The 18,314-nt window shown below is 60.1% G+C and carries 18 protein-coding genes and 1 pseudogene; 15 read left to right on the top strand and 4 right to left on the bottom strand.

The genetic code is table 11. The features are described 5' to 3' along the window. Positions 1-1,041 precede the first annotated feature (1,041 nt). A pseudogene (locus tag ACXU4B_RS03725) lies at positions 1,042-1,925 on the top strand (IS3 family transposase); the annotation flags it as partial. A gap of 276 nt (positions 1,926-2,201) precedes the next feature. Here the strand turns inward: ACXU4B_RS03725 and ACXU4B_RS03720 are convergent. Both ACXU4B_RS03720 and ACXU4B_RS03715 read right to left on the bottom strand, forming a co-directional pair. Next, positions 2,202-3,152: a hypothetical protein gene (locus ACXU4B_RS03720; RefSeq protein ID WP_131407883.1), complete on the bottom strand. Its 951-nt coding sequence runs from the start codon at positions 3,150-3,152 to the stop codon at positions 2,202-2,204. Between the two features lie 9 nt (positions 3,153-3,161). Further along, on the bottom strand, positions 3,162-4,946 hold the full coding sequence (locus tag ACXU4B_RS03715) for a proline-rich domain-containing protein (protein ID WP_131407881.1): 1,785 nt from the start codon (positions 4,944-4,946) through the stop codon (positions 3,162-3,164). A gap of 721 nt (positions 4,947-5,667) precedes the next feature. On the opposite strand from ACXU4B_RS03715, the gene ACXU4B_RS03710 reads away from it, so the two are divergent. From ACXU4B_RS03710 to ACXU4B_RS03695, 4 genes are all read left to right on the top strand, one after another. Next, positions 5,668-6,162 carry a hypothetical protein gene (locus tag ACXU4B_RS03710; protein WP_131407879.1) on the top strand — a complete coding sequence of 165 codons (495 nt, stop codon included), beginning with the start codon at positions 5,668-5,670 and terminating at the stop codon, positions 6,160-6,162. Further along, entirely contained in the window at positions 6,132-7,451 is a 1,320-nt protein-coding gene (locus ACXU4B_RS03705; protein WP_131407877.1) for a DNA recombination protein RmuC, read from the top strand. Before ACXU4B_RS03710 ends, ACXU4B_RS03705 begins: the two co-directional genes overlap by 31 nt. Before the next feature lie 175 nt (positions 7,452-7,626). Then, the gene (locus ACXU4B_RS03700; RefSeq protein WP_131407876.1) at positions 7,627-9,399 is read left to right on the top strand and encodes an ATP-dependent nuclease; all 1,773 of its coding nucleotides are present in this window, start codon (positions 7,627-7,629) and stop codon (positions 9,397-9,399) included. An 8-nt stretch (positions 9,400-9,407) separates the two neighbouring features. Continuing rightward, on the top strand, positions 9,408-10,151 hold the full coding sequence (locus ACXU4B_RS03695) for a hypothetical protein (RefSeq protein WP_458910837.1): 744 nt from the start codon (positions 9,408-9,410) through the stop codon (positions 10,149-10,151). Between the two features lie 64 nt (positions 10,152-10,215). Here ACXU4B_RS03695 and ACXU4B_RS03690 read toward each other — a convergent pair whose 3' ends face one another. Then, positions 10,216-11,244: a site-specific integrase gene (locus ACXU4B_RS03690; protein WP_131410313.1), complete on the bottom strand. Its 1,029-nt coding sequence runs from the start codon at positions 11,242-11,244 to the stop codon at positions 10,216-10,218. A gap of 157 nt (positions 11,245-11,401) precedes the next feature. Between ACXU4B_RS03690 and ACXU4B_RS03685 the strand changes: the two genes are divergently transcribed. Then, complete coding sequence (locus ACXU4B_RS03685) at positions 11,402-12,328, top strand: DNA-binding protein (protein ID WP_131407872.1); 927 nt, start codon at positions 11,402-11,404, stop codon at positions 12,326-12,328. 87 nt (positions 12,329-12,415) lie between these two features. Here ACXU4B_RS03685 and ACXU4B_RS03680 read toward each other — a convergent pair whose 3' ends face one another. Then, positions 12,416-12,856, bottom strand: a complete 441-nt coding sequence (locus ACXU4B_RS03680; protein WP_131407870.1) for a helix-turn-helix domain-containing protein — start codon at positions 12,854-12,856, stop codon at positions 12,416-12,418. A gap of 375 nt (positions 12,857-13,231) precedes the next feature. Between ACXU4B_RS03680 and ACXU4B_RS03675 the strand changes: the two genes are divergently transcribed. The 9 genes from ACXU4B_RS03675 to ACXU4B_RS03635 all read left to right on the top strand — a co-directional run bounded on the left by ACXU4B_RS03675 (position 13,232) and on the right by ACXU4B_RS03635 (position 18,314). Next, a complete protein-coding gene (locus tag ACXU4B_RS03675) occupies positions 13,232-13,525 on the top strand; it encodes a hypothetical protein (RefSeq protein WP_131407868.1) in 294 nt (97 codons plus the stop codon). Then, positions 13,515-13,706, top strand: coding sequence for a hypothetical protein (locus ACXU4B_RS03670; RefSeq protein WP_131407866.1), 192 nt, complete (start codon positions 13,515-13,517; stop codon positions 13,704-13,706). Before ACXU4B_RS03675 ends, ACXU4B_RS03670 begins: the two co-directional genes overlap by 11 nt. Continuing rightward, a complete protein-coding gene (locus ACXU4B_RS03665; RefSeq protein WP_131407864.1) occupies positions 13,693-14,649 on the top strand; it encodes a rolling circle replication-associated protein in 957 nt (318 codons plus the stop codon). Before ACXU4B_RS03670 ends, ACXU4B_RS03665 begins: the two co-directional genes overlap by 14 nt. Next, positions 14,646-14,924, top strand: coding sequence for a single-stranded DNA-binding protein (locus ACXU4B_RS03660; RefSeq protein ID WP_131407862.1), 279 nt, complete (start codon positions 14,646-14,648; stop codon positions 14,922-14,924). The genes ACXU4B_RS03665 and ACXU4B_RS03660 overlap by 4 nt, the downstream gene beginning before the upstream one ends. Positions 14,925-14,939: 15 nt before the next feature. After that, positions 14,940-15,125, top strand: coding sequence for a hypothetical protein (locus ACXU4B_RS03655; protein WP_131407860.1), 186 nt, complete (start codon positions 14,940-14,942; stop codon positions 15,123-15,125). A 38-nt stretch (positions 15,126-15,163) separates the two neighbouring features. Further along, positions 15,164-15,385, top strand: coding sequence for a major capsid protein (locus ACXU4B_RS03650; RefSeq protein WP_131407858.1), 222 nt, complete (start codon positions 15,164-15,166; stop codon positions 15,383-15,385). A gap of 147 nt (positions 15,386-15,532) precedes the next feature. Further along, positions 15,533-16,861 (top strand): virulence factor TspB C-terminal domain-related protein, encoded by a 1,329-nt coding sequence (locus tag ACXU4B_RS03645; RefSeq protein ID WP_131407856.1) that lies wholly within the window; start codon positions 15,533-15,535, stop codon positions 16,859-16,861. 2 nt (positions 16,862-16,863) lie between these two features. Then, entirely contained in the window at positions 16,864-17,151 is a 288-nt protein-coding gene (locus tag ACXU4B_RS03640) for a DUF2523 family protein (protein WP_131407854.1), read from the top strand. After that, on the top strand, positions 17,151-18,314 hold the full coding sequence (locus ACXU4B_RS03635; protein ID WP_131407852.1) for a zonular occludens toxin domain-containing protein: 1,164 nt from the start codon (positions 17,151-17,153) through the stop codon (positions 18,312-18,314). The genes ACXU4B_RS03640 and ACXU4B_RS03635 overlap by 1 nt, the downstream gene beginning before the upstream one ends.

Raw genomic sequence — 18,314 nt, 5'->3', positions numbered from 1 at the left:
GCCCGCGCATTCTCTAGCATTCTCTGGCATTCAGTGGGCAGGGCTTGCTCATTCTTATGGGTGCGACAAGACCCACTTGCACTTGACGCCGGATCAAGGAAGACCCGGTTTCAGCGAGCCTACTGGAACACGGTCGCCTTGCGCGCATTCATCTCGCAGGACGATAACTTACAGCGCGCTCTGAACGTGATAAATGCAGCGCCGTAAAGGCGGTGCCTTGGATTCAAGATTTCGAAGGCGCGATGCACCTTGCCTGGTGCCACGGCAAAAACGACATGCACTCGCCATCGATCCAACTAAGTGTCGACATCGGAGCGATGTCTGATGCCAATCAACATTGCAGAGCATCTCTCGTGATATCGACGAGGTGGTTCATCATGCTCCTGGGTTCTGCGTGACCCACCCAGTCACAATTCCGGGTCAACTGTGACCCGGGGTCGTGGAGCCGTTTCTCAGCAAAAGCGCATTCCCATCACATTCGTGGATACTTTGAATTTGGCATGCGAATTGCCTCGTACTTTGCCGAGTGCTGATGGCCGCCCCGAGCTGACTCGGCGGAAGTGAGTGGGCGGGACACTAACCTCTCAACCCATATGATCAGCCGTTCCAACTTGGTCATATCCAACAAGTCGAGGAAGTTGCCATGAACGGCTTTCCGCACATCTGTATTTGTTTCAGAGGACCTGGCATCCAATCGGTAGAACGTTGCTTCTGCTTCTACATCCCAGAGCCATCGCCTCACTGGCATTGGCACTGGCCTTGGCCTGGCCCGGGTCCCGTCGAGATTGGCGGGCGGCCGATTGGTGATGAATTGGTGGCTCTCTCAGTGGTGACGCAATTGCTTGGACTAAAGTCCCTCACGACAGAGGCGCTATCACAGTTGAAATCGACGCAAGACCACATGCTTCGCGCACTCCAGGCAAAACTGCCTGATGATTTTGAAGTGCGACTGCATGACGCACCACACGGGTAGCCACCTGGACCGGTTAGCCTATCCCAGACATCTTCAAGCCATAATTTCTGGCAATAGAGGAGGTCGGTATGAGTGGCAGGGCATACACGGGTGATTTCAAGATCGAGGCGGTCAAGCAGGTGACCACGCGTGGCCATTCGGTGGTCGAGGCGAACGATCGGCTCGACATCACGACGCACAGCCTGTATGCGCGGAAGGCCAAGTTCGGCCAGCCGGATTGGGTTGCGTAGGACCAAGCTGGATCAGAGCGCGGAAGCGCGACGCCTGAAGGTCGAGTTCAAGCGCGTGACCGAGGAGCGCGACATCCTAAAAAGAGCCGCGGCGTACTTCGCCAGGGGGTAAAAGCGAAGTACGTGTTTTTGCAGGCACATGCCCGCGAGTTTCGCCTGCGCGCGATGTGCCGGGTACTGGGCGAGCATCGTAGCGGGTACCACGAGTGGTTGCGCCAACGGGCCAGTGCACGAGAGCGCGAAGACACGCGCCTGCCGGGACGGCTCAAGCACTTCTGGCTCGCCAGCGGCGGCGTGTACGGGCATCGCAAGATCACCTGCGATTTGCGCGCGGCTGGCGAGCGGCGCAGCCGCCATCGCGTGCGACATCTGATGAAGCGCGAAGGTCTTCGGGCACAAATCGGTTACGGCAGTAGGCCGCGCCACCGGTGTGGCCCGGTCGGCGTGGTGGCCAACGTGGTGATAGCCAACGTGCTGGATCGGGAGTTCGCGCCCGATGCCCCCGAACAAGGTCTGGGTGACGGACATCAGTTATATCCGTGCTTATAGGGGCGGTTGTTCCTGGCAGCCGTGATGGTTTTTTTTCGCGCCAGATCATTGGTTGGGCGACGCGGCACGACATGACGGCGGACCTCGTGTTCCAGGCGTTGTTGGCGGCAGTGTGGAAGCACAAGCCCAGCCCTGGCGTGCTGGTTCAATTGGACCAGGGTAGTCAGTTCACATGCCCCACGCCTCACTTAACCGCCTCCGTCCCGTTTGACGACCCTGTGACCATCGGGCCACCAGAACGATAGAGACGGCAGGATCAGTCGACTTAACTGCTCCCGCCCCCTATACCACGCCGGCTGACCATCCGATCGAAGTGCTCCCACCGACCCCAATTCGACATTCGCGCATCTTGCTGACCGGGCCAAGCGAACCCGTCGCCGACATCTTTGCCGAGCGAGAGTTACAGAAAAGCGTGGGGTCGTTCGCAGGCGGACGTCATCCCGCTGCGGTTAGTTGAACGGATCGGCTTTCCCTGTCACCACGATCCCCAAGGAGCCGACGATGCGGTCACGATCACCACCGGTAACCAGAGTCACCTCTATGGCGACCATGCGGTCTTCAATCAAAGGTGTTTCTGGTTCGAACACCAGGGAGTACCGACGTTGCTTTCCAGCACCCAGGGCAAGGTTGGTCCTCACCAAATTGCGCTCGGCCTCTGTTGCCGCCTTACCCAATCCGTCGGCTATGCGCATGCGCAGCGCAGTCTCCGTGGGTTCTAACTTCATGCGGTACGAGAGGAGTTCCAGCTCCCTTCGTTCGTACACGCGGGCCTTGAGCTCGAAGACACCTTCTGTCTGTAGCGGATTGGCCACGACGAAAGGCACTAGGACCGGCCCTTTGGCTGTGCTCACGGCGATCAAGTTCCGTTGCGCCCAGTGGCGGTCATTGATGGGGTCCATCACCAGTGTTGCTGGATCAAGCGAATGCGTGACGTAAGCGAGAAGACAAACGTGGTTCGGAGCCCAGGCCGGAATCGTCGCGCGCATCGTGACGTTCACCACGCCGGGCTGGCTGGGATCACGCATCGGAGGGGCGGCCACAGTGCCTACTGCGAAGAAGTGGGGTTTTGCAAACCCCACGGTGGGATCCGCCCAGTAAACGACCACCGTAGCAATCACCGGCGTGTTTCCATGCCCTGAGTTGCGGACATCTACGGTGACTTCCAACTCTTTGCCAGGTTCATAGGGACTGGCATGAATCCCTGGGCATTCCCAGGAAACAACGTCGTTCGGAAGCGCGCGCACAAAGCCAATGTCGACCTCGTCGCCGGGGAATCGCGGTGCCGCCCAGTATGGAATGCATAAGTAGGGCCTTGTGTCACCTGGACCGGTGTCACCACGACGACCATCTCCGGTCGTGTCATTACGTCGTTGCGCCAGACCCGCGCCTTTTGCTTTCATGGTTAACCCTCACTGCGCCGTATAAGCCAACGCCTGTACGTTCACCGGGTCGTCGTTGATGGAGCCTCCGGTTGCCCAGCATGGGTGCAGGAAGCCGCGGTCTGCGTCCAAGTCAAGGTTGGTAGAGTCGCTCTCACCGCGCACCATCTGCTCCCAGAGGGGAAGCGCGATCCGCATGGCGGCAAGCGGCAGGAACGAATCTGGCGTGGCACCAGTTGCGAAGGGAGCGGCTTGCGTCACTGGCTGCTCGAGCGGCGGGGGCGGATACAGGTGAAACCAATTCACTGGATCATTGACGGGACGTCGCGGCCATTGCACCGGTGCAGGTGCGAGCGTGAACTGCTTGTACGCGGGCTCGTCAATGAGCGAACCGGGATAGATCAGGCCGTGCAGCGCCAGGAAGTGGGATGCGCGATCCAGGGCCTCCCAGATCTGCGTATGGATGTCGAACAGACACCCGATCAACTGAGTCACCTCGTCGGCGGGAGCCATCGCGGTCAAATCGGAGCTGCTCGCGGTGACATCGGTCGTGGGCTGTGGATCCCGGGGATCTGGCGGATCCTTCTCCCACAGCTTCTTCAGGAGCATGTTGTCCCAGAAGGTGCATTTCTGCTTCTTCGCCCATTGCACGCAGCATTGGACGAACGCCTGAATCAGATCCACGATAATCAGAATCACAGCGATTATTCCGCAGATCGTCCCCGACTGGGAGTTGTCACCCTGACCGGGCTGCGGGCCGCCGGGCGTATTGTTTCCGAAGGACACGCCCCCTCCCGGGTCACCAGTAGGCCCGAGGTCCTGTGGTCGCAACGATGGTGGCGGGTTAGAGGGGTCGCCGTAAAGCCTGGCTGGCCAGCCCCCCTGTGGCGGGTTTGGAATGGGCGGAAGCCCGAAACCATCGAGAAGGCGGAGATGCTCGAGCATGCGCCGGTATCCTAGTTGCAGGTCCGGCACTGGCTGGGTCCGCGTGAGGTCGAACGTCGCGTCGAGCGCATCGTGGATCTGCTTCACAACGTCACCCGGCAGTCTTGGATGCAACTTGTTCCCAAATCGAACCCTGGCGGCCATGATTCCCGGAGTTGGCAGGCTGAATCTGCGTGCCAACCAGCTCCCGACGGAGTTCCTCGCGACACGATCGCGGAACCGATGGGCGCGGCGCGGGCCGCCCACCACTTGGCCGATGTATGCGGAGCCTGCTGCGTTTGCGCCGTAGGCCGCTAGTGAGCCAAACGCAAATGCGCGGGATGCTGAACTGTGGGCGGCAGCGTGCAGGGATCGTACAAATGCGTCAGTGCGGCGCCCGAGAAGCAGGTTGGACCAGTCCCAGCTCCCCGCCGGCTGATCCAGCTGTCGGGGGTGGGCCTTAACGTAGGTTAGAGGTATGACGCTGTCTCGCAAGGTCACCACGTCTGACAGCATGGCGTTTGCCCGCTGCGAGAACAGCTGCACATCGTTGGCAGCTGAATTGAACAGCGCAGCAGCATTCGGGTCGGCAGGATTACCGAGGGCGCTCTCCAAGCGGTCACGCACCGATCCGAGGTCCGAATAAAGGGCGAGGCCGCGATCCCACAAGTCGGCTGCTTGGCGCAGCAAAGAGAGTTCTCTTCCGTCCGACGTGGCATGGGCAAAAAGATGCTCTACCAGAACCCCGAGCTCGGCGTAGTCGCCTGCCGAGGCGAGGTCTGTCTGAATCGCGGACCTAGCCGCGGTGAGCGTAGCGTCTGCGAAAGGTGCCGTCGCTAATGCGCCGACAGTCTCAACCAAGGCGAACGAATGCGCGTAGTAGTCAACCATGTTCGAACCCCCCGCCATTTGTTCGACCATGACGTCTCAGCCTGATGGGTCTGGTCCCATCCTGCGTGCCGCCGTTCCCGGTGTTTGTGACCATTTCGCATCTCCACTTTGTTCGACACTTGCCACCGTTGGGTGCTGAAGTACGCGGCGTGAGAACCCGTCGACGTTGTAGACGTCAGTGAAACTCAGCGTGGCCGGCATTGCTTTCCTCTTAGACGGCTCCGATGCGATCGTTGATCGCCACTCGGCGTAAGAGGCAATTCGCATGCCATGATTGATTTACTCGCGAATGCGATGGGAAAGCCCTCTTTGTATTAGCCGTTGCCAAAACAATGGGTCACCGTTGACCCAGACTCGTTCAAAAGTGGGTCAAACAGAACCCAGGTGCGCGAGGGACCCTCGCTCCTCGTTGCTGGAGAGCGTCGGGAGCTCAGGCACCCAAAACGGACAGTTCATATCAGTGACGAGGAAGGTCGATGGACTTCGTTGTTCCGTGCACAGAGGTCACAGATGAAGCCGTGGTGCGCCCCCGCTTTCGTAGACGGTTAGGCGCCGACCTTTGGACTGCCCGGAAAAAAGAGCACTGCCAACCCCTGAGTTACTGGGCAGGGTGATTAGCCCGTGTTATCGGGGGTAGGGCGGGGGCGGATAACAACAAGAGTTATCCTATATTGTCCCGGCGTATCATTCCGGGGGCAGAGCCAAAACTGAGGAAGGAACCATGGAGAACATGCCTATTTGGGGATGGGCGGGCATTCTATTAGCGATGGCTGTTGCAGCCATTATCGCCGCCATGATCAAGCGACAGGCCGATTCGAAGGCTCGGGCGTTACAAGAAAGAGTTGATTCGCTGTCCGGGGAGGCTGCGCGCTTGCCGGATGCTATCGGGCGAAGCGACCGGGCTGAGAAGCAGGTCGGCGAGCTGACGGAATCGGTTCGGGCAGGGGCTGCGAGGGAAGCAGCTCTCGGCGCGCAAATCGAAGAAGCCAGGTTATCGGTGGAAAGGCTGACAGACACGGTTGCGGAGCGCGACCGAGCACTGACCCAGCTGCGCGAGAATCTGGACACGTTGCAGCGGACCACGGCAACGACAACGGCTAACCTCAACGCGAATTCGCCGAAGCTGACGAACTCAGACTTGAGCGTAACAGTGCGAGAGAGAGCCTTGAGCGGTCGCGCCAGGCCTTGGACGAGTTGCAACGGTCGGCGGCGGTAATCGACGCTAATCTTACAGGCCGAACCACTGAAGCTAACGAACTTCGCCGTGAGCGGGACGACCTCCGACAAAGTCTCGACGCCACCAACGTTGCCCTGCGAGATCTGCGCGCCGAGCACGCGACCGCTGTTGCCATTCGAGATGCTGCACTCGAATCAGTTGAGCAAACCAAGGCGTTTCTCAACACAGCCGAAGCCCAGATGCGCACTGCTTTTACCGAAGCTGCAAGCCGCGTCTTTGATGAGAAGTCTGTCGTTCTCGACCAACGCATCAAAGCAAGTGCAGATGCATCGAAGGAGGGGCTCGAGACAACCCTCAAGCCATTTGCGGAGAAAGTCGCCACTTTGCAGGCGAAGGTGGAACAACTCGGGTCGGAACAGGCTAGGGAGCATGCCACCCTCGTTGGAACCATTGGCGAGTTAAAGGGCCTGAATCAGAATATGGCGACCGCGACCGAGGCCCTGACTCGTGCACTCAAGGGCAACTCGAAAGCTCGGGGGGATTGGGGCGAACTCATTCTCGATACGGTGCTTAAGGCGTCCGGCCTGGAAGAGGGTCGTAACTATGTCTCGCAGGATCACGCCGTGGATGAGGACAGTGGTCAGCGCGTGCGACCAGACGTGGTGGTGACATTGCCAGACAAGCGCAAGATTGTTGTCGATTCCAAGGTCAATCTCATCGCCTGGAGTGATGCGCAGAATGCCGAGTCCTTTGAGGGTCAGCAAGATGCCCTAGTACGCCATGCGGCTGCTCTCCGAGCTCATGTGCGTGATCTGGCGGACAAAAACTACCCCCGCGCTATAGGCCCGGAAGCTCTGGACCTGACGGTCCTTTTTGTACCTATCGAGGGTGCGTTGTCGTCAGCCTTGTCCGTCAATCCAGACTTGCAGACCGAAGCGTTCAACAAGCGCGTGGTGTTTGCATCCCCGAACACCCTTATGGCGATGCTCCGTGTCGTTGAGCGACTGTGGACGCGCGACAGGCTACAGCAGCAGATCAGCACTATCGGCGAGGAAGCAGCAAAGTTATTGGACTCGCTCACCGGTTTTATCGAGGACTTTGAGTCTATTGATGAACGCTTGAAAAAGGCAGGAGATGCTTACAACAAGGCGAAGAATCGACTTAACGAGTCTCCCCAGTCTGTGGTCGCCCGCGCCCGCCGGTTGGTCGGAGCGGGGGCAAAGGGTAAGAAGGCACTTCATGAGTCGCTGATACCGCTCCCTGGCGAGGAGGAGTCGCCGCTTTCACTCGAAGGAGACACTAACGTGTTGTTGGGCAAGGATCCCTAAACAGCTTTGAATATGGAACGTTCAGAGGCAATCTTGAAGTTGACGTGATCAATCTCGCGCTGCCAGGGTATGACGACCGTCGACGACGAGGACGGCCCCGAAGACAAAACGCTTTAAAGTTGCGTTCGGAGAGCAGGGATTTGGATCGGAATCAAGGGCTAAAGGGGGCAAAGGAATGGCTGTTTACATCTCAGATCTCGATATCAGGAACTTTCGGTCGTGCGTGGCTACCAGCCTTCAGCTGACCCACTTTACGCCACTGGTGGGCCTGAATAATTGCGGGAAGAGCAATTGCCTCACCGCGCTACAGTGGATTGTGCGAAGAGCGAAGCTCGGTCTTGAGGACTTCCATGACCCCGCCCAGCCTGTTCAAGTCGTTGGAACTCTTCGCGGAATCGCCGATGCAGACTTGGACGTATTGGATCCCAAACATCGGAAGAAGATTGAAGGCCATATTCGCGACGGCGTTCTCACCATTCGCCGCGAGCAGCAGATGCCGGGAGGCGATACGGAGTTGACCGTGATGAACCCGGCTACTGGCGACTGGGAACCCAATCCCACGGGGATTGATAACGCCATTTCGGCCTTGTTCCCGGACCCTATCCGCATCGGGGCGATGGAGAACGCCGAAGAGGACGCAAGTAAGGCTAAGACCACCACCACCATGGGGAAGCTCTTAGCCTCGATGTTGACGGCCATCCAGGACCAACATGAGCAAGCCTTGACGCCTCACTTGGCTGCCATCTTGGGAATGATTTCAGCGGAAGGCGGTGAGCGCTTCGAAGAGCTGGGCCGCATTGATGAATCAATCAACCGCAAGATCTCGGACCTGTTTCCCGGTATTAGCATCAAACTGGACTTTCCGGTCCCAATTTTTAACGACCTGATCAAGGCCGGGACGGTTAAGGTCTACGAAAGTGATGGACGGGGTCGTGCCTTTGGCGCCTATGGGCATGGAGCTCAACGAGCCATTCAGATGGCCATGGTGCGTCACCTGGCCGATCTAAAGCGTGGAGGGACAGCTGCAGGCGGCGCTACCTTGCTCCTAGTCGATGAGCCCGAACTTTTCATGCATCCCTTTGCGGTGGAGCAGGTTCGGGAGGCCCTGCGTGCCTTGTCCAACGCCGGGTATCAGGTTGTTTTCTCGACCCACTCGGCCCAGATGATTCTGGCCAAGGACGCGAAGAACGCCCTGCTGATGACGAAGAAGCACCCGGACGGCACAAAGGCACGACCACGCATGCAGTCCGTAGTGGAGGCGTTGGTGAAGAATCCAACGCACCAACTCCACCAACTTTTCAGTCTCACTAATTCCTCCCAAGTGCTGTTCGCCGACAGGGTTTTGCTCACGGAGGGCAAGACCGAACTTCGTCTGTTGCCTACGTTGTTCCAAGTGATCACCGGCAAGACCATGGGACAGTCCTCCTTGGCCATCGTGCCAATGACCGGGGCATCGGACACCCGCAAGTCTATGGAGATCTTGTCAGCTCTTGGCCTTCCCGCGTGTGCGATTGTGGATCTGGATTTTGCATTTCGACAGGCTGTGAAGCATGGCCTGCTACAGGCGGACGATGCTGATCTCACGGCCTGCAAGGCCGTTCTTCAACAAATGTCGGACTCAGGATTATTTTCACTTAAAGACGGGTTGCCCTGTGGCGGCATCCAGGGGCCGGCTTCAATGGCATTTGAACTCTTGGCCCGCCATGACGACGCTAAAGCTCCGATAGCCGCCCTTGTCCGGAAGTTGCGGGCTCACCAGATTTGGTTGTGGAGCGGCGGAGCCATCGAGCCTCACATCGGCCTTTCCGAGAAGTCAGAACAGGCGTGGCTTTCAATTCAAGTCAGACTGGAAAGCGAGCCGCTCGAAGCCGTATGCGCGGATGTCGAGGGAGTTCGTTCTCTGATGCGCTGGCTCGGCACCGAATCCGCGGCGTCCCAACCAGCATGAGTGGTCGCGTGTGCACAGCATTCCAATTGGCGGATTTCGAGCGAGAGAGCTTGATCGCCGAGCACAGGTTTTACGTCGAACAGGCCAGGACGAGGCTCCTATCCCAGTTTGCCAACATCGAAGCAGAGGCCGAATTAGCGGAACAGGAACATTGGGATCGAAGCGGCGAGAGTTTCGACCCCGAACGGCACGACCCAGGAGACTTGGCCGAGGCTGCCCGTGACCACGGGGTGCAGTTCTATCAGCTCTTGGGCGATATGCATGATCGAACACGACTGAGTGTCGTGGCGGGCATGTATCATCACTGGGACAAGAGCTTTCGGCGCTTTCTAATCCGGGAACTTCGATGGCCGCGACTGGTTATCGGCGATCACACCCGGCGCACCCTATGGAAGTTGGATAGCATCAAGCTTGAGCTGTTCCTGCGGGCATTGGGACTGGACGTCCGGAAATTCGCCAGCTTTCCGCGGTTGGATGCGATGCGCTTGGTCGTGAATGTTTTCAAACATGGTGAAGGCCCGTCGCTAGATGACCTCCGACAGAATTACCCGGAGTTTCTGCGTAAACAAACTTATGCTTGGGGCTTTTCCGATGACACGGACATGTTGGTCTCTGATGAGCAAGTGGACACGTTTGCTGCTGCTATCGAGACATTCTGGCAGGAGCTTCCCTCGGAACTCACCTTTGAAGAAGATTCAGAGCTAGATGTTCCTAAAGACTTCGAGAAAGCATGGCACAAGGATCAAGCTTAAGTACCAGCCTAGGATGAACTCGTAGAAACAGGCAATCTCAACCACACCGCTGCTGGGAGCCCTGTTACTTCAGCAGTCGAGCCGCCGGATTGTCTTCGGCTGCTCCTGCCTGAAAGTACCCAATCACACTCGCCACCGAGCGATGCTCGGTCATCGCCATCACGGCCGGCAACGGCACACCTTGCCTGCCGGCCTCGGTAACAAAACCCGACCGCAAACTGTGCGCTCCAAAATCGCCCTCCAGTCCCGCGAATCTCGCCCGTCGCTTGACGATCGTCGCCACCGAGCCGGGCAATAGGGCAGGGCCAACCCGATCCTTCCATACCCGCCGAAAGATCGCCCCCTCGCGAATTGCTGCGGCCTCGAGCCAGGCCGAGAGGGCCTGAGCGCTGCGCCCCAGAATCGGCTTGTCGGGCGTGGAGTCAACCTTGACCCCCGACTGCTGCGTCTTCGAAAACTCCAGCCGGTAGACGTAGCTGTCGTCACCAGTCTTTCGCAGGTCACGCAATTCGGCCGCCGCAATCTCGCTGCGTCGACGCCCGCCGCTGGCAAAGCCGAAGCAGAGTAGGGCGCGATCCCGTAAGCCTTCCAGCGAGTCGTCGCAGGTGGCCAGCATGGCTTCGAGCTCCTGGCGGGTGATCGCGGTCTTCTTGGTGGGTCGTTCACCGCGTTTCACGGCCGAACGCCGGGCCCGACTGAGCAAGGTGCGGATGCTGGCCAGCTCGCAGGGATTGGGCAGTCGCTTCAGCTTGTGCGCCGTCGACAGCACGGCGACGCGCTGGGTCACGGTCGAGAGTTTGAGCGGCCCGGGCTTGGCCTTGAGACCCGCGGCCACCAGCGCCTGATCGGTCGCTGGCGGCAACTCGCTGACTAAGCCGGCCTTGTTTTTGCGCTGGATGTGATCGGCCAGGAACTGGATCACTACGGCCTCGGTCACCGGTAGTGCGAGCTCGATGCCAAAGCGGGCCTGGTGCCAGCCGGCCCAGTAACGCAGGGCGGCCGCGTAGCTGCGGGTGGTGTTGGCCGCGGCGGCTTCCGCCAGCAGTTCGCGCACGGCATCGGCCGCTTGCTGGGCCAACTGTTCCGGCAACACCAAGCTGGAGGCGGGTGCCACAAGATCTGTAGAGGTGCGTTTATGCTTCGTAATATGTAATGTACATTACGAAACAGGGCATCTACTAGCGATAATCATCACAAGTTATCGCGAGTACGAATCCAGGCGAGCAGGTGCCGATCGAGGAGACCGACACATGGCACGAGGTATCACCCAGGACCAGGTTAATCGGGCCGCAGACGCCATCCTGGGCGCCGGCGAAAATCCGACCGTGGAGAAAGTCCGCGCCGAGCTCGGCACCGGCTCACCCAACACGATTACGCGCATGCTGGATAGCTGGCGCGGCCAGCTTGGAGAGCGGCTGCGGCAGCTCGGCGCCCTGCCGGACGTGCCCGACTCGGTGGGGCAGGTGATGATCGAGTTATGGCGCCTTGCGGCTGAACAGGCTGAGCGCGCACTGGAAAGCCGTTTCGCCAGGGAGCGCTCCGCGCTGGAAGCTGCTCAGGCCCTGTTGGCGCAGGAGCGTGAAAGCTGGGCGGCCCGTTTAGAGGCCGCCCAGACCAATGTCGCCCAGGCTCAGGCAGCCCGGGATCTGGCCGAGCACGCCTGCAGCACTCTGGATGGTCAACTGCAGGACAGTCATGCTTTGCGTGCTGACCTTTTACATCAGCGAGATCGACTGCAGGACCAATGTGACCTCCAAAGCGTGCAAATCCATGCACTTCGGGCTCAGCTAGACGCGAACCAAGCTGCGATTCGGACGGAACGTGATCGCCTGGAGGCGCACATCCGCACCGTCGAAGACCGCGCTCATCTAGAGGTCGATCAGGCCCGGCAAGATGTCAGGCAATGGCAACAACGGAACGAGACCGCCGAACGGACACACCGATCTGCCGTTATCGAGTTGGAAAAGCGACATGACGCCATGGGCGGCCAGGCACGTCAGCTAGAACAGGAAATCGCCCGCCAAACAGGCCAGATTGCCGCATTGGAGAAAGCGCTCGCTGAGGTCTACTCAGCCACGCAGACGAAACAAAGAAGCAAACCGGCTACATCCAAGGCAGCAACGAAGCGTGTCCAGTCAAAGAAGCCGGCAACACGCAAGCGCAACCCGACTAGCTAGTGTTCTTGGCACGGCCCACTGAACGCCCCAGTGTCCAAACATGACCGCATAAGCGGACACGCCAGAATTAGCGGTCAGGCGACAGAATTAAGAGGACTGCGACACCAGAGCCGTGCCAAGGGCCAGAGCCAAATACAATTTCGCATAATGTATAGACGGGAACAGCGCAAAAGCGGCCACGCCGTGAGCGTCAATCCCGTGCCGCAGGCTCAGTAGGGCTACCGCGGCCGCGAGGGCTACGCACGCGGCGTGGCCATATTTTTTTGCGATATCTACCAGGCGCAGCAGGCTGACACGTGCGGCGGGCGTCTCTGCGCGCTCGGCAGCGAGTAGCGTAAGCCAGACTCCTTCATCTTCCCCTGTCGCCTTGCACATGCGCTCCAGTTCGGCCGTTTGCGGCTGAGCCTTGCCCGAGCGCCACGCAGAAATTAGGGCGCGCGTCTTCCCCAAGTTCTCGGCCAGAGCCATGTCTGTCGGGATGGAACGGGTCTGCTTGTACTTGTCGAGAAGTTCGGCTACGGCGCTCATGTTCAATCCTCGTTTGACAACGTGTTCAATGAGGACTATACATGCCTCCGTGTTCAATGTGCGTTTGACACGATAAGGGGCTCCAAATGACCGCATTAGCCGTCCTGTGCTTCTCCGCAGCCGCCTTCTGGCTCGGAACCGTCTTCACCCCATTCCGTGACCTTGTCGCCCGTCAGCGGTCGACCCTCAACGGGGTAACCCGCTGATGTTTTGCGTGGATCGCGCCGGCTGGCTCTACACGTACCTTTTTGCGGGGGCCGAAATAGGTCTGCCCGTCGGCTTCATGGTCGGGATGCTTCTTAATAGGCCTCTGCACATAGCGCGAATTCGGATGCTTCGCCTCCGCCGCCGTAGCCGTCTTGACGGTGGTCTGAAGTGACCGGCCGCGCAGCGACAGTCGTCCAGGTCGATGCGGCCACGGTGTACGCCGAGGGCATGCTCGCGGGCCTGCGCACCGCCTGCAATGTCCTTGGCGGCAAAGATTCGGCGGACATTCCCCCTCGGCTGCACGCGCTCGTTCGAGAGTGGCGCGCGCACGTCTATCAGAACGAGTGGCTAGCGCAGCAGGGCAGGGCGGCGGACCTGCCGAACCTTCCGGACCGCGCGCAGCTGATGGCGCGTCTGCACGCCTTTCTTATGACATTCCCGGACATCGACTATGCGGACTGAAAACACCGCGCCCGTGACGTTGGCTGAAGGCCAGGCCGTCCTCGATCAGTTGCGCGAGTTGTACGAACGCTCGGAGCACAACGGACAGACCATGTTCGCGTTTGTGTTTCAGCTGGCCGAGGCGTCGCTCGCGGACAACCTCGCGACCGCGGCAGACGAGGTCGACCATGCAGACGGCTGAGCGCCCCTTGCCGCCGCTGTTTGACGGCTACACCGCGACCGTGGCGGCGCAGGCTCGTCGTCGGTGGCGCGTTTATGCGGCACAGCAGACCGCGTTGGATGCGCCTTTTGCGGCTATCGCAAAGGCCAGGGCAACGGCCGGGCAGGGCGCGTGCGACGGTCCCGACCGCTCGCGTAGCGAGCGGTCGGGACTGGGGCTTGTCTCTAATGCAACAACCGTCAACGACGGTTCTGAGAACCCGACAAAGCGGCCGCTTCGCGACAAGTTGCTCATCAACCGCGACGCGCAGCGTGTGAAGCGTCTCCGTACGTCCGTCGGGCATGTGGCGCGCCTGCTGCACTTTGACGCGCACACGGAGCGCCATGCGGGCCTGTGGAACAAGAAGTTCATCACGCTGACCTACGCCGACGCTGACGCCTGGCGTCCGGATCACTTCTCGAAATTCCGCAAGGCGCTTTGGCATTGGTGCCAAAAGAACAAGGTGAAGTGCCGTTATGTGTGGGTGGCCGAGCTACAGAAGCGTGGTGCGCTGCATTACCACGTCGTGGTGTGGCTCCCGAAAGGGAAGTTCCTGCCCGAGGCCGACACGGCTGGTTGGTGGCCGCACGGCATGACGAACATCAAAACCGCGCAGTCGCCTATTTCCTACATCGCCAAGTACGCCAGCAAGACCACGGCGGCAGAAGCGGCGGTGTATCCGAAGGGTGCGCGCATGCACGGGCACGGCGGCTTGGACCCGGAAGGTCGTCGCCATGTCCGCTACTGGATGGCTCCGATTTGGGTGCGTGACGCCCTGTCGGGTCGTGCCGACATTCGCAAAGTGGTCGGCGGCTACATGGACAAGAAAACCGGCGAGTTCCTCGCATCGCCGTGGCGTGTGTTTGTCGGCCCCGGTGGCGAGGTGTGGGCCTACCGAATCGATCAAGAGGAGACGATGCAATGAAGATTCAAGTGTTGAACCGCGCAGCGGAGCAGGTGCAGACCACGTGGGAAGGCGTGACGCGTGAACGATCCAAGCAGTGGTGCCTGCTGGAAATCGACGGCCTGCCGACCTCGTTTCAGATCACGGTGGACCCGGGCAAGGAGTACGCGCCTGGTGAGTATACCCTCGCGCCGGAATCGTTCGCGGTGAGCAATGGCCGCCTGACTATGAGCCGCGCCGTGCTGGTTCCGGTCATCGCCCAGGTCAAACAGCAGCCCAAGCCGGCTGCCGCGTAAGGGGAGGGCGTCGCCATGTCGGGTTCACTGGTCTACGTCGTGTGCGACGCCTCGAACATCGATCCAAGCGGTGTCTGCACGCAGGTTCAGTACGTGCAGGCTCCCACCATGTTGCCGCCGCTTGACGCAGCGTCTGGCGCAGCAATCGCGGTCGCCATTATTGGGGTTTGGGCGCTCGCGGCCGTCTTTCGAAACCTCTGACAAGCCAATTTCGGCAAAAACCTTCAAGGGAGAAACGTATGCATAGCAAGGCTCAGAAGTTCCTGATGGCTGTTCGCAACAACCGTACCGTGGCTGCGCTGATGGTTTCGGCCGTGGCCGCTCCGGCGTTCGCACAGGCCGGCACGATCGACACTTCGTCGGTGGTGGCCACCATCACCAGTGGTCTGGCTGCCATCGCCGCCATTGGTGCCGCCTGGGTGGGTTTCAAGTACCTCAAGAAGGTCTGGAATCGCATCTAAGCAGCACGGGGGAGGGCTTCCTCCCCCTTTCTTTTGTACGGCTACCTGAGGTCCTGCCGTGACTATCAACGACTACGCCGGCTATCTCGTGATGCTGGCATTGCTGGGGGCAGCGTGGATTCTTTTTGGGCCATCCCGGGACGACTGATGCGCGCTGTCGCTGCCCTTCTGTTGGTATTGGCGCTGTCCTTGTTCGCACCGCGTAGCGAGGCAACGACGTACGTGACGCCTGCAGCGGCCCAAGCAGCCTGTATTGCGCAGTGGAATATTTTCGTCGCGCAGAATAACGGCAATGCTGGCGATTCGTCTTGCATCCTCTGGAACAATTCGGTGGTGACGCAGCCAGTCGGCTTCTATGGCATCACGGGCCACTGTTGCGGTGCTGGCTTCACTTTTCAGTGGAATACGGGATTTGTTCCACCCAACCAGTGCTCGACAGCGGCACCAGTGTCCGGCGCTTTCTCGGGTCAGTTGGCGCAAGGCGCTCCGATGTGCGGCGGCCAGCCGGACGGCTCGGGTTGCGCCATGACGTTCACGCCCGATAGCCCGTCTTTCATGAACCGAGCGGGCACCATGTGGGCCACGCATGGCACTTATCGTCCAAGCGGTTCGCAGTGCACACCGGGCGCGGTCGGCCAGGGCAATGCGCCCCCGCCGGCAGCCGCGCCGGCTCGTAGCTGTGGTGGTGGTAGCTGCTACGACTCTGCAAACAAGCAGTTCTGTGCGGTCGATGGCAGCGGTGCGCAGGTATGTGTTCCGGGGTCTGCTGCCGCCTCGTCGAATGGCGCGTGTGTAAGTTCAAGCTCGGCCACCGTGTGTGCTGGGACGCCTAATGCACCTGCGCCGCCCGCGCCGCCCGCGTCGCCGATCAGCGACCCTCCGACGCAGGTCCAGTCGTCGGACAAGTACACGACGTCCTCGCCGTCGACGGGCACGCAAACGACGACCGTCAATTCTTATTCTCCTGGGCAAGGCTTGCAGAGCGGCAAGCAATCCAGCGATGACGGCCCCGCGTCCTCGTCGACGGCTCCGTCCAAGCCGGGCACGTACGGGGGTGGCGCCGACTGCAATTCGCCTCCTATGTGCACGGGTGATGCAGTGATGTGCGGCATTGCGCGTCAGGAGTGGTACGCCATGTGCAGCGCGAAGGCTGGCACGGACCAGCTTCATAAGGACTTGGCCGGCGATGGCAGCACTCCGCCGCAGGGTGGCACTCATACGGGCACCGATTTGAACGGTGGTTCTGTGGATACGGGCGACACCAGCCAGCTTGACGCGTCGGGCTTCGGTTGGGGCACGGCTTGCCCGTTCAACGATCTGACAATCCAGATTGGTGGCACCACGCAGACCATCTCCTTCCAGCCGGTGTGCGACTACGGCGTGTATATGCGTGGTTTCGTCCTTCTACTGGCAGCGTTTACCTGTGCCGGCATCCTCGGCGGCTTTAAGGCTGGCAGCATGTTTGGAGGAGGTTAGTTATGCCTGCGATTGTCGCGTGGTTGCTCGGCGTTCTTGAGAGCCGAATCGGCAGCATTGTCATTTCTGCGCTACTGGCGCTTGGCCTGAGTTGGACCACTTACACGTTCTCTGTGGCTCCGCTTCGCGCCTACATTTTGTCGCAGACTGCCGGAATTCCGGCTATGGGCATTGGCGTGCTTGGTTTTCTCGGTGTCGATAGGGCGATCACGATGATTCTGTCGGCTGTCGCGTCGAAGGCCGCAGTTAACGGCGCCAAGTCGATCCTTACCCGTAAGGCGAGCAGCTGATGCCTATCGAATTTCGCAGCGGCTTGCCGGGGGCAGGGAAGACGCTGGGTGCCGTTGAGCACCTCATGCACTTGCGCAAGCATGCGCCCGAGCGGCCCGTTTATGCCCTGGGCATTACGGATTTGCGTGACGGCCTTGCGCTGCCCTTGGGCGAGGATCAGCTGAGGCGTTGGCAGGAACTGCCAGCCGGCGCGATTGTCGTGGTGGACGAGTGCCAGAAATGGATGCCAGCCAGGCGGGGCGCGGCGGAGTCACCACAGTGGATTAAGGACTTGAGCACGCATCGGCATCTCGGGCTCGATTTCATCCTGATTAGCCAGCACGCGAGCCTTATTGATCCGTATGTGCGTAAGCTCGTCTCGCGCCATATTCATACGGTTCGCGTGTTCGGCACGGAATGGGTCGAACGCTGGGAGTGGCCCGAGTGCCAATCGGACCCGACGTCGTCCGGCGCGAAGAAGTTGTGCGAGAACAAGTCGCGTCACAAGTACAGCCGCGACGCGATGGCCTCTTATAAGTCGGCGGAGCTTCACACGGTTAAGCCCCGGGTGCCGAAGTTCTTGAAGATTGCTGCGGCCTTGCTGGTGATTATTCCGATTCTTGGGGCAGCCGGTTATTACGCCATGCACCACGCAGCCAACACAGCGGGTTCCTCTGATGGCCCATCAGGGTCTACGGTTTCGCTGCCGCATGGACCCTCGGCACCTAAGGACGCCGATGAGGAGCTGCGCCGCACGAGCTTTGCTACGTGGATGAAGCCTCGCGTTGACGGCCTGCCCTGGTCGGCTCCGATGTTTGACCACCTCGAGGTGAAGGCCACGCCGCAGCTTTTCTGTGTGGCCGTCGACGATGGCCGCTGCACGTGCCATACGGAGCAGGGCACACGCTACGCCGTTCCTGCGGACCGTTGCCGTCAGATTGTTGCTGACGGCTTATATAACCCGTTCGTGGACGGGTCGAGCACGGCGGGTCGCCGGGGGGACGGGGATTTTTCGAGGCAGTCTAGGTCGAGGGGCGATGCAGGTCAGCAGGTGGCTCGGGAGGGAGGCTATCCCGATACGGACGGCGGCGGCATGCACGAGCGGGCTACCGCAAAGGCTTATACGCCGCCTGAGTTCCATGTCTGGAATTCCGATCCATTTGGGTCGGTCAAGGGAAAATAG

It is taken from the genome of Dyella soli, assembly GCF_054482295.1.
The sequence above is the reverse complement of the archived record's forward strand: the minus strand, read 5'-3'. Positions and strand labels throughout refer to the sequence as shown.

Coding starts and splice junctions, on each gene's coding strand:
- ACXU4B_RS03655 (WP_131407860.1), top strand. CDS start 14,940: ATGTCGGGTTCACTGGTCTACGTCGTGTGCGACGCCTCGAACATCGAT.
- ACXU4B_RS03700 (WP_131407876.1), top strand. CDS start 7,627: ATGGCTGTTTACATCTCAGATCTCGATATCAGGAACTTTCGGTCGTGC.
- ACXU4B_RS03710 (WP_131407879.1), top strand. CDS start 5,668: ATGGAGAACATGCCTATTTGGGGATGGGCGGGCATTCTATTAGCGATG.
- ACXU4B_RS03635 (WP_131407852.1), top strand. CDS start 17,151: ATGCCTATCGAATTTCGCAGCGGCTTGCCGGGGGCAGGGAAGACGCTG.
- ACXU4B_RS03670 (WP_131407866.1), top strand. CDS start 13,515: ATGCGGACTGAAAACACCGCGCCCGTGACGTTGGCTGAAGGCCAGGCC.
- ACXU4B_RS03715 (WP_131407881.1), bottom strand. CDS start 4,946: ATGGTTGACTACTACGCGCATTCGTTCGCCTTGGTTGAGACTGTCGGC.
- ACXU4B_RS03645 (WP_131407856.1), top strand. CDS start 15,533: ATGCGCGCTGTCGCTGCCCTTCTGTTGGTATTGGCGCTGTCCTTGTTC.
- ACXU4B_RS03665 (WP_131407864.1), top strand. CDS start 13,693: ATGCAGACGGCTGAGCGCCCCTTGCCGCCGCTGTTTGACGGCTACACC.
- ACXU4B_RS03660 (WP_131407862.1), top strand. CDS start 14,646: ATGAAGATTCAAGTGTTGAACCGCGCAGCGGAGCAGGTGCAGACCACG.
- ACXU4B_RS03650 (WP_131407858.1), top strand. CDS start 15,164: ATGCATAGCAAGGCTCAGAAGTTCCTGATGGCTGTTCGCAACAACCGT.
- ACXU4B_RS03685 (WP_131407872.1), top strand. CDS start 11,402: ATGGCACGAGGTATCACCCAGGACCAGGTTAATCGGGCCGCAGACGCC.
- ACXU4B_RS03720 (WP_131407883.1), bottom strand. CDS start 3,152: ATGAAAGCAAAAGGCGCGGGTCTGGCGCAACGACGTAATGACACGACC.
- ACXU4B_RS03640 (WP_131407854.1), top strand. CDS start 16,864: ATGCCTGCGATTGTCGCGTGGTTGCTCGGCGTTCTTGAGAGCCGAATC.
- ACXU4B_RS03680 (WP_131407870.1), bottom strand. CDS start 12,856: ATGAGCGCCGTAGCCGAACTTCTCGACAAGTACAAGCAGACCCGTTCC.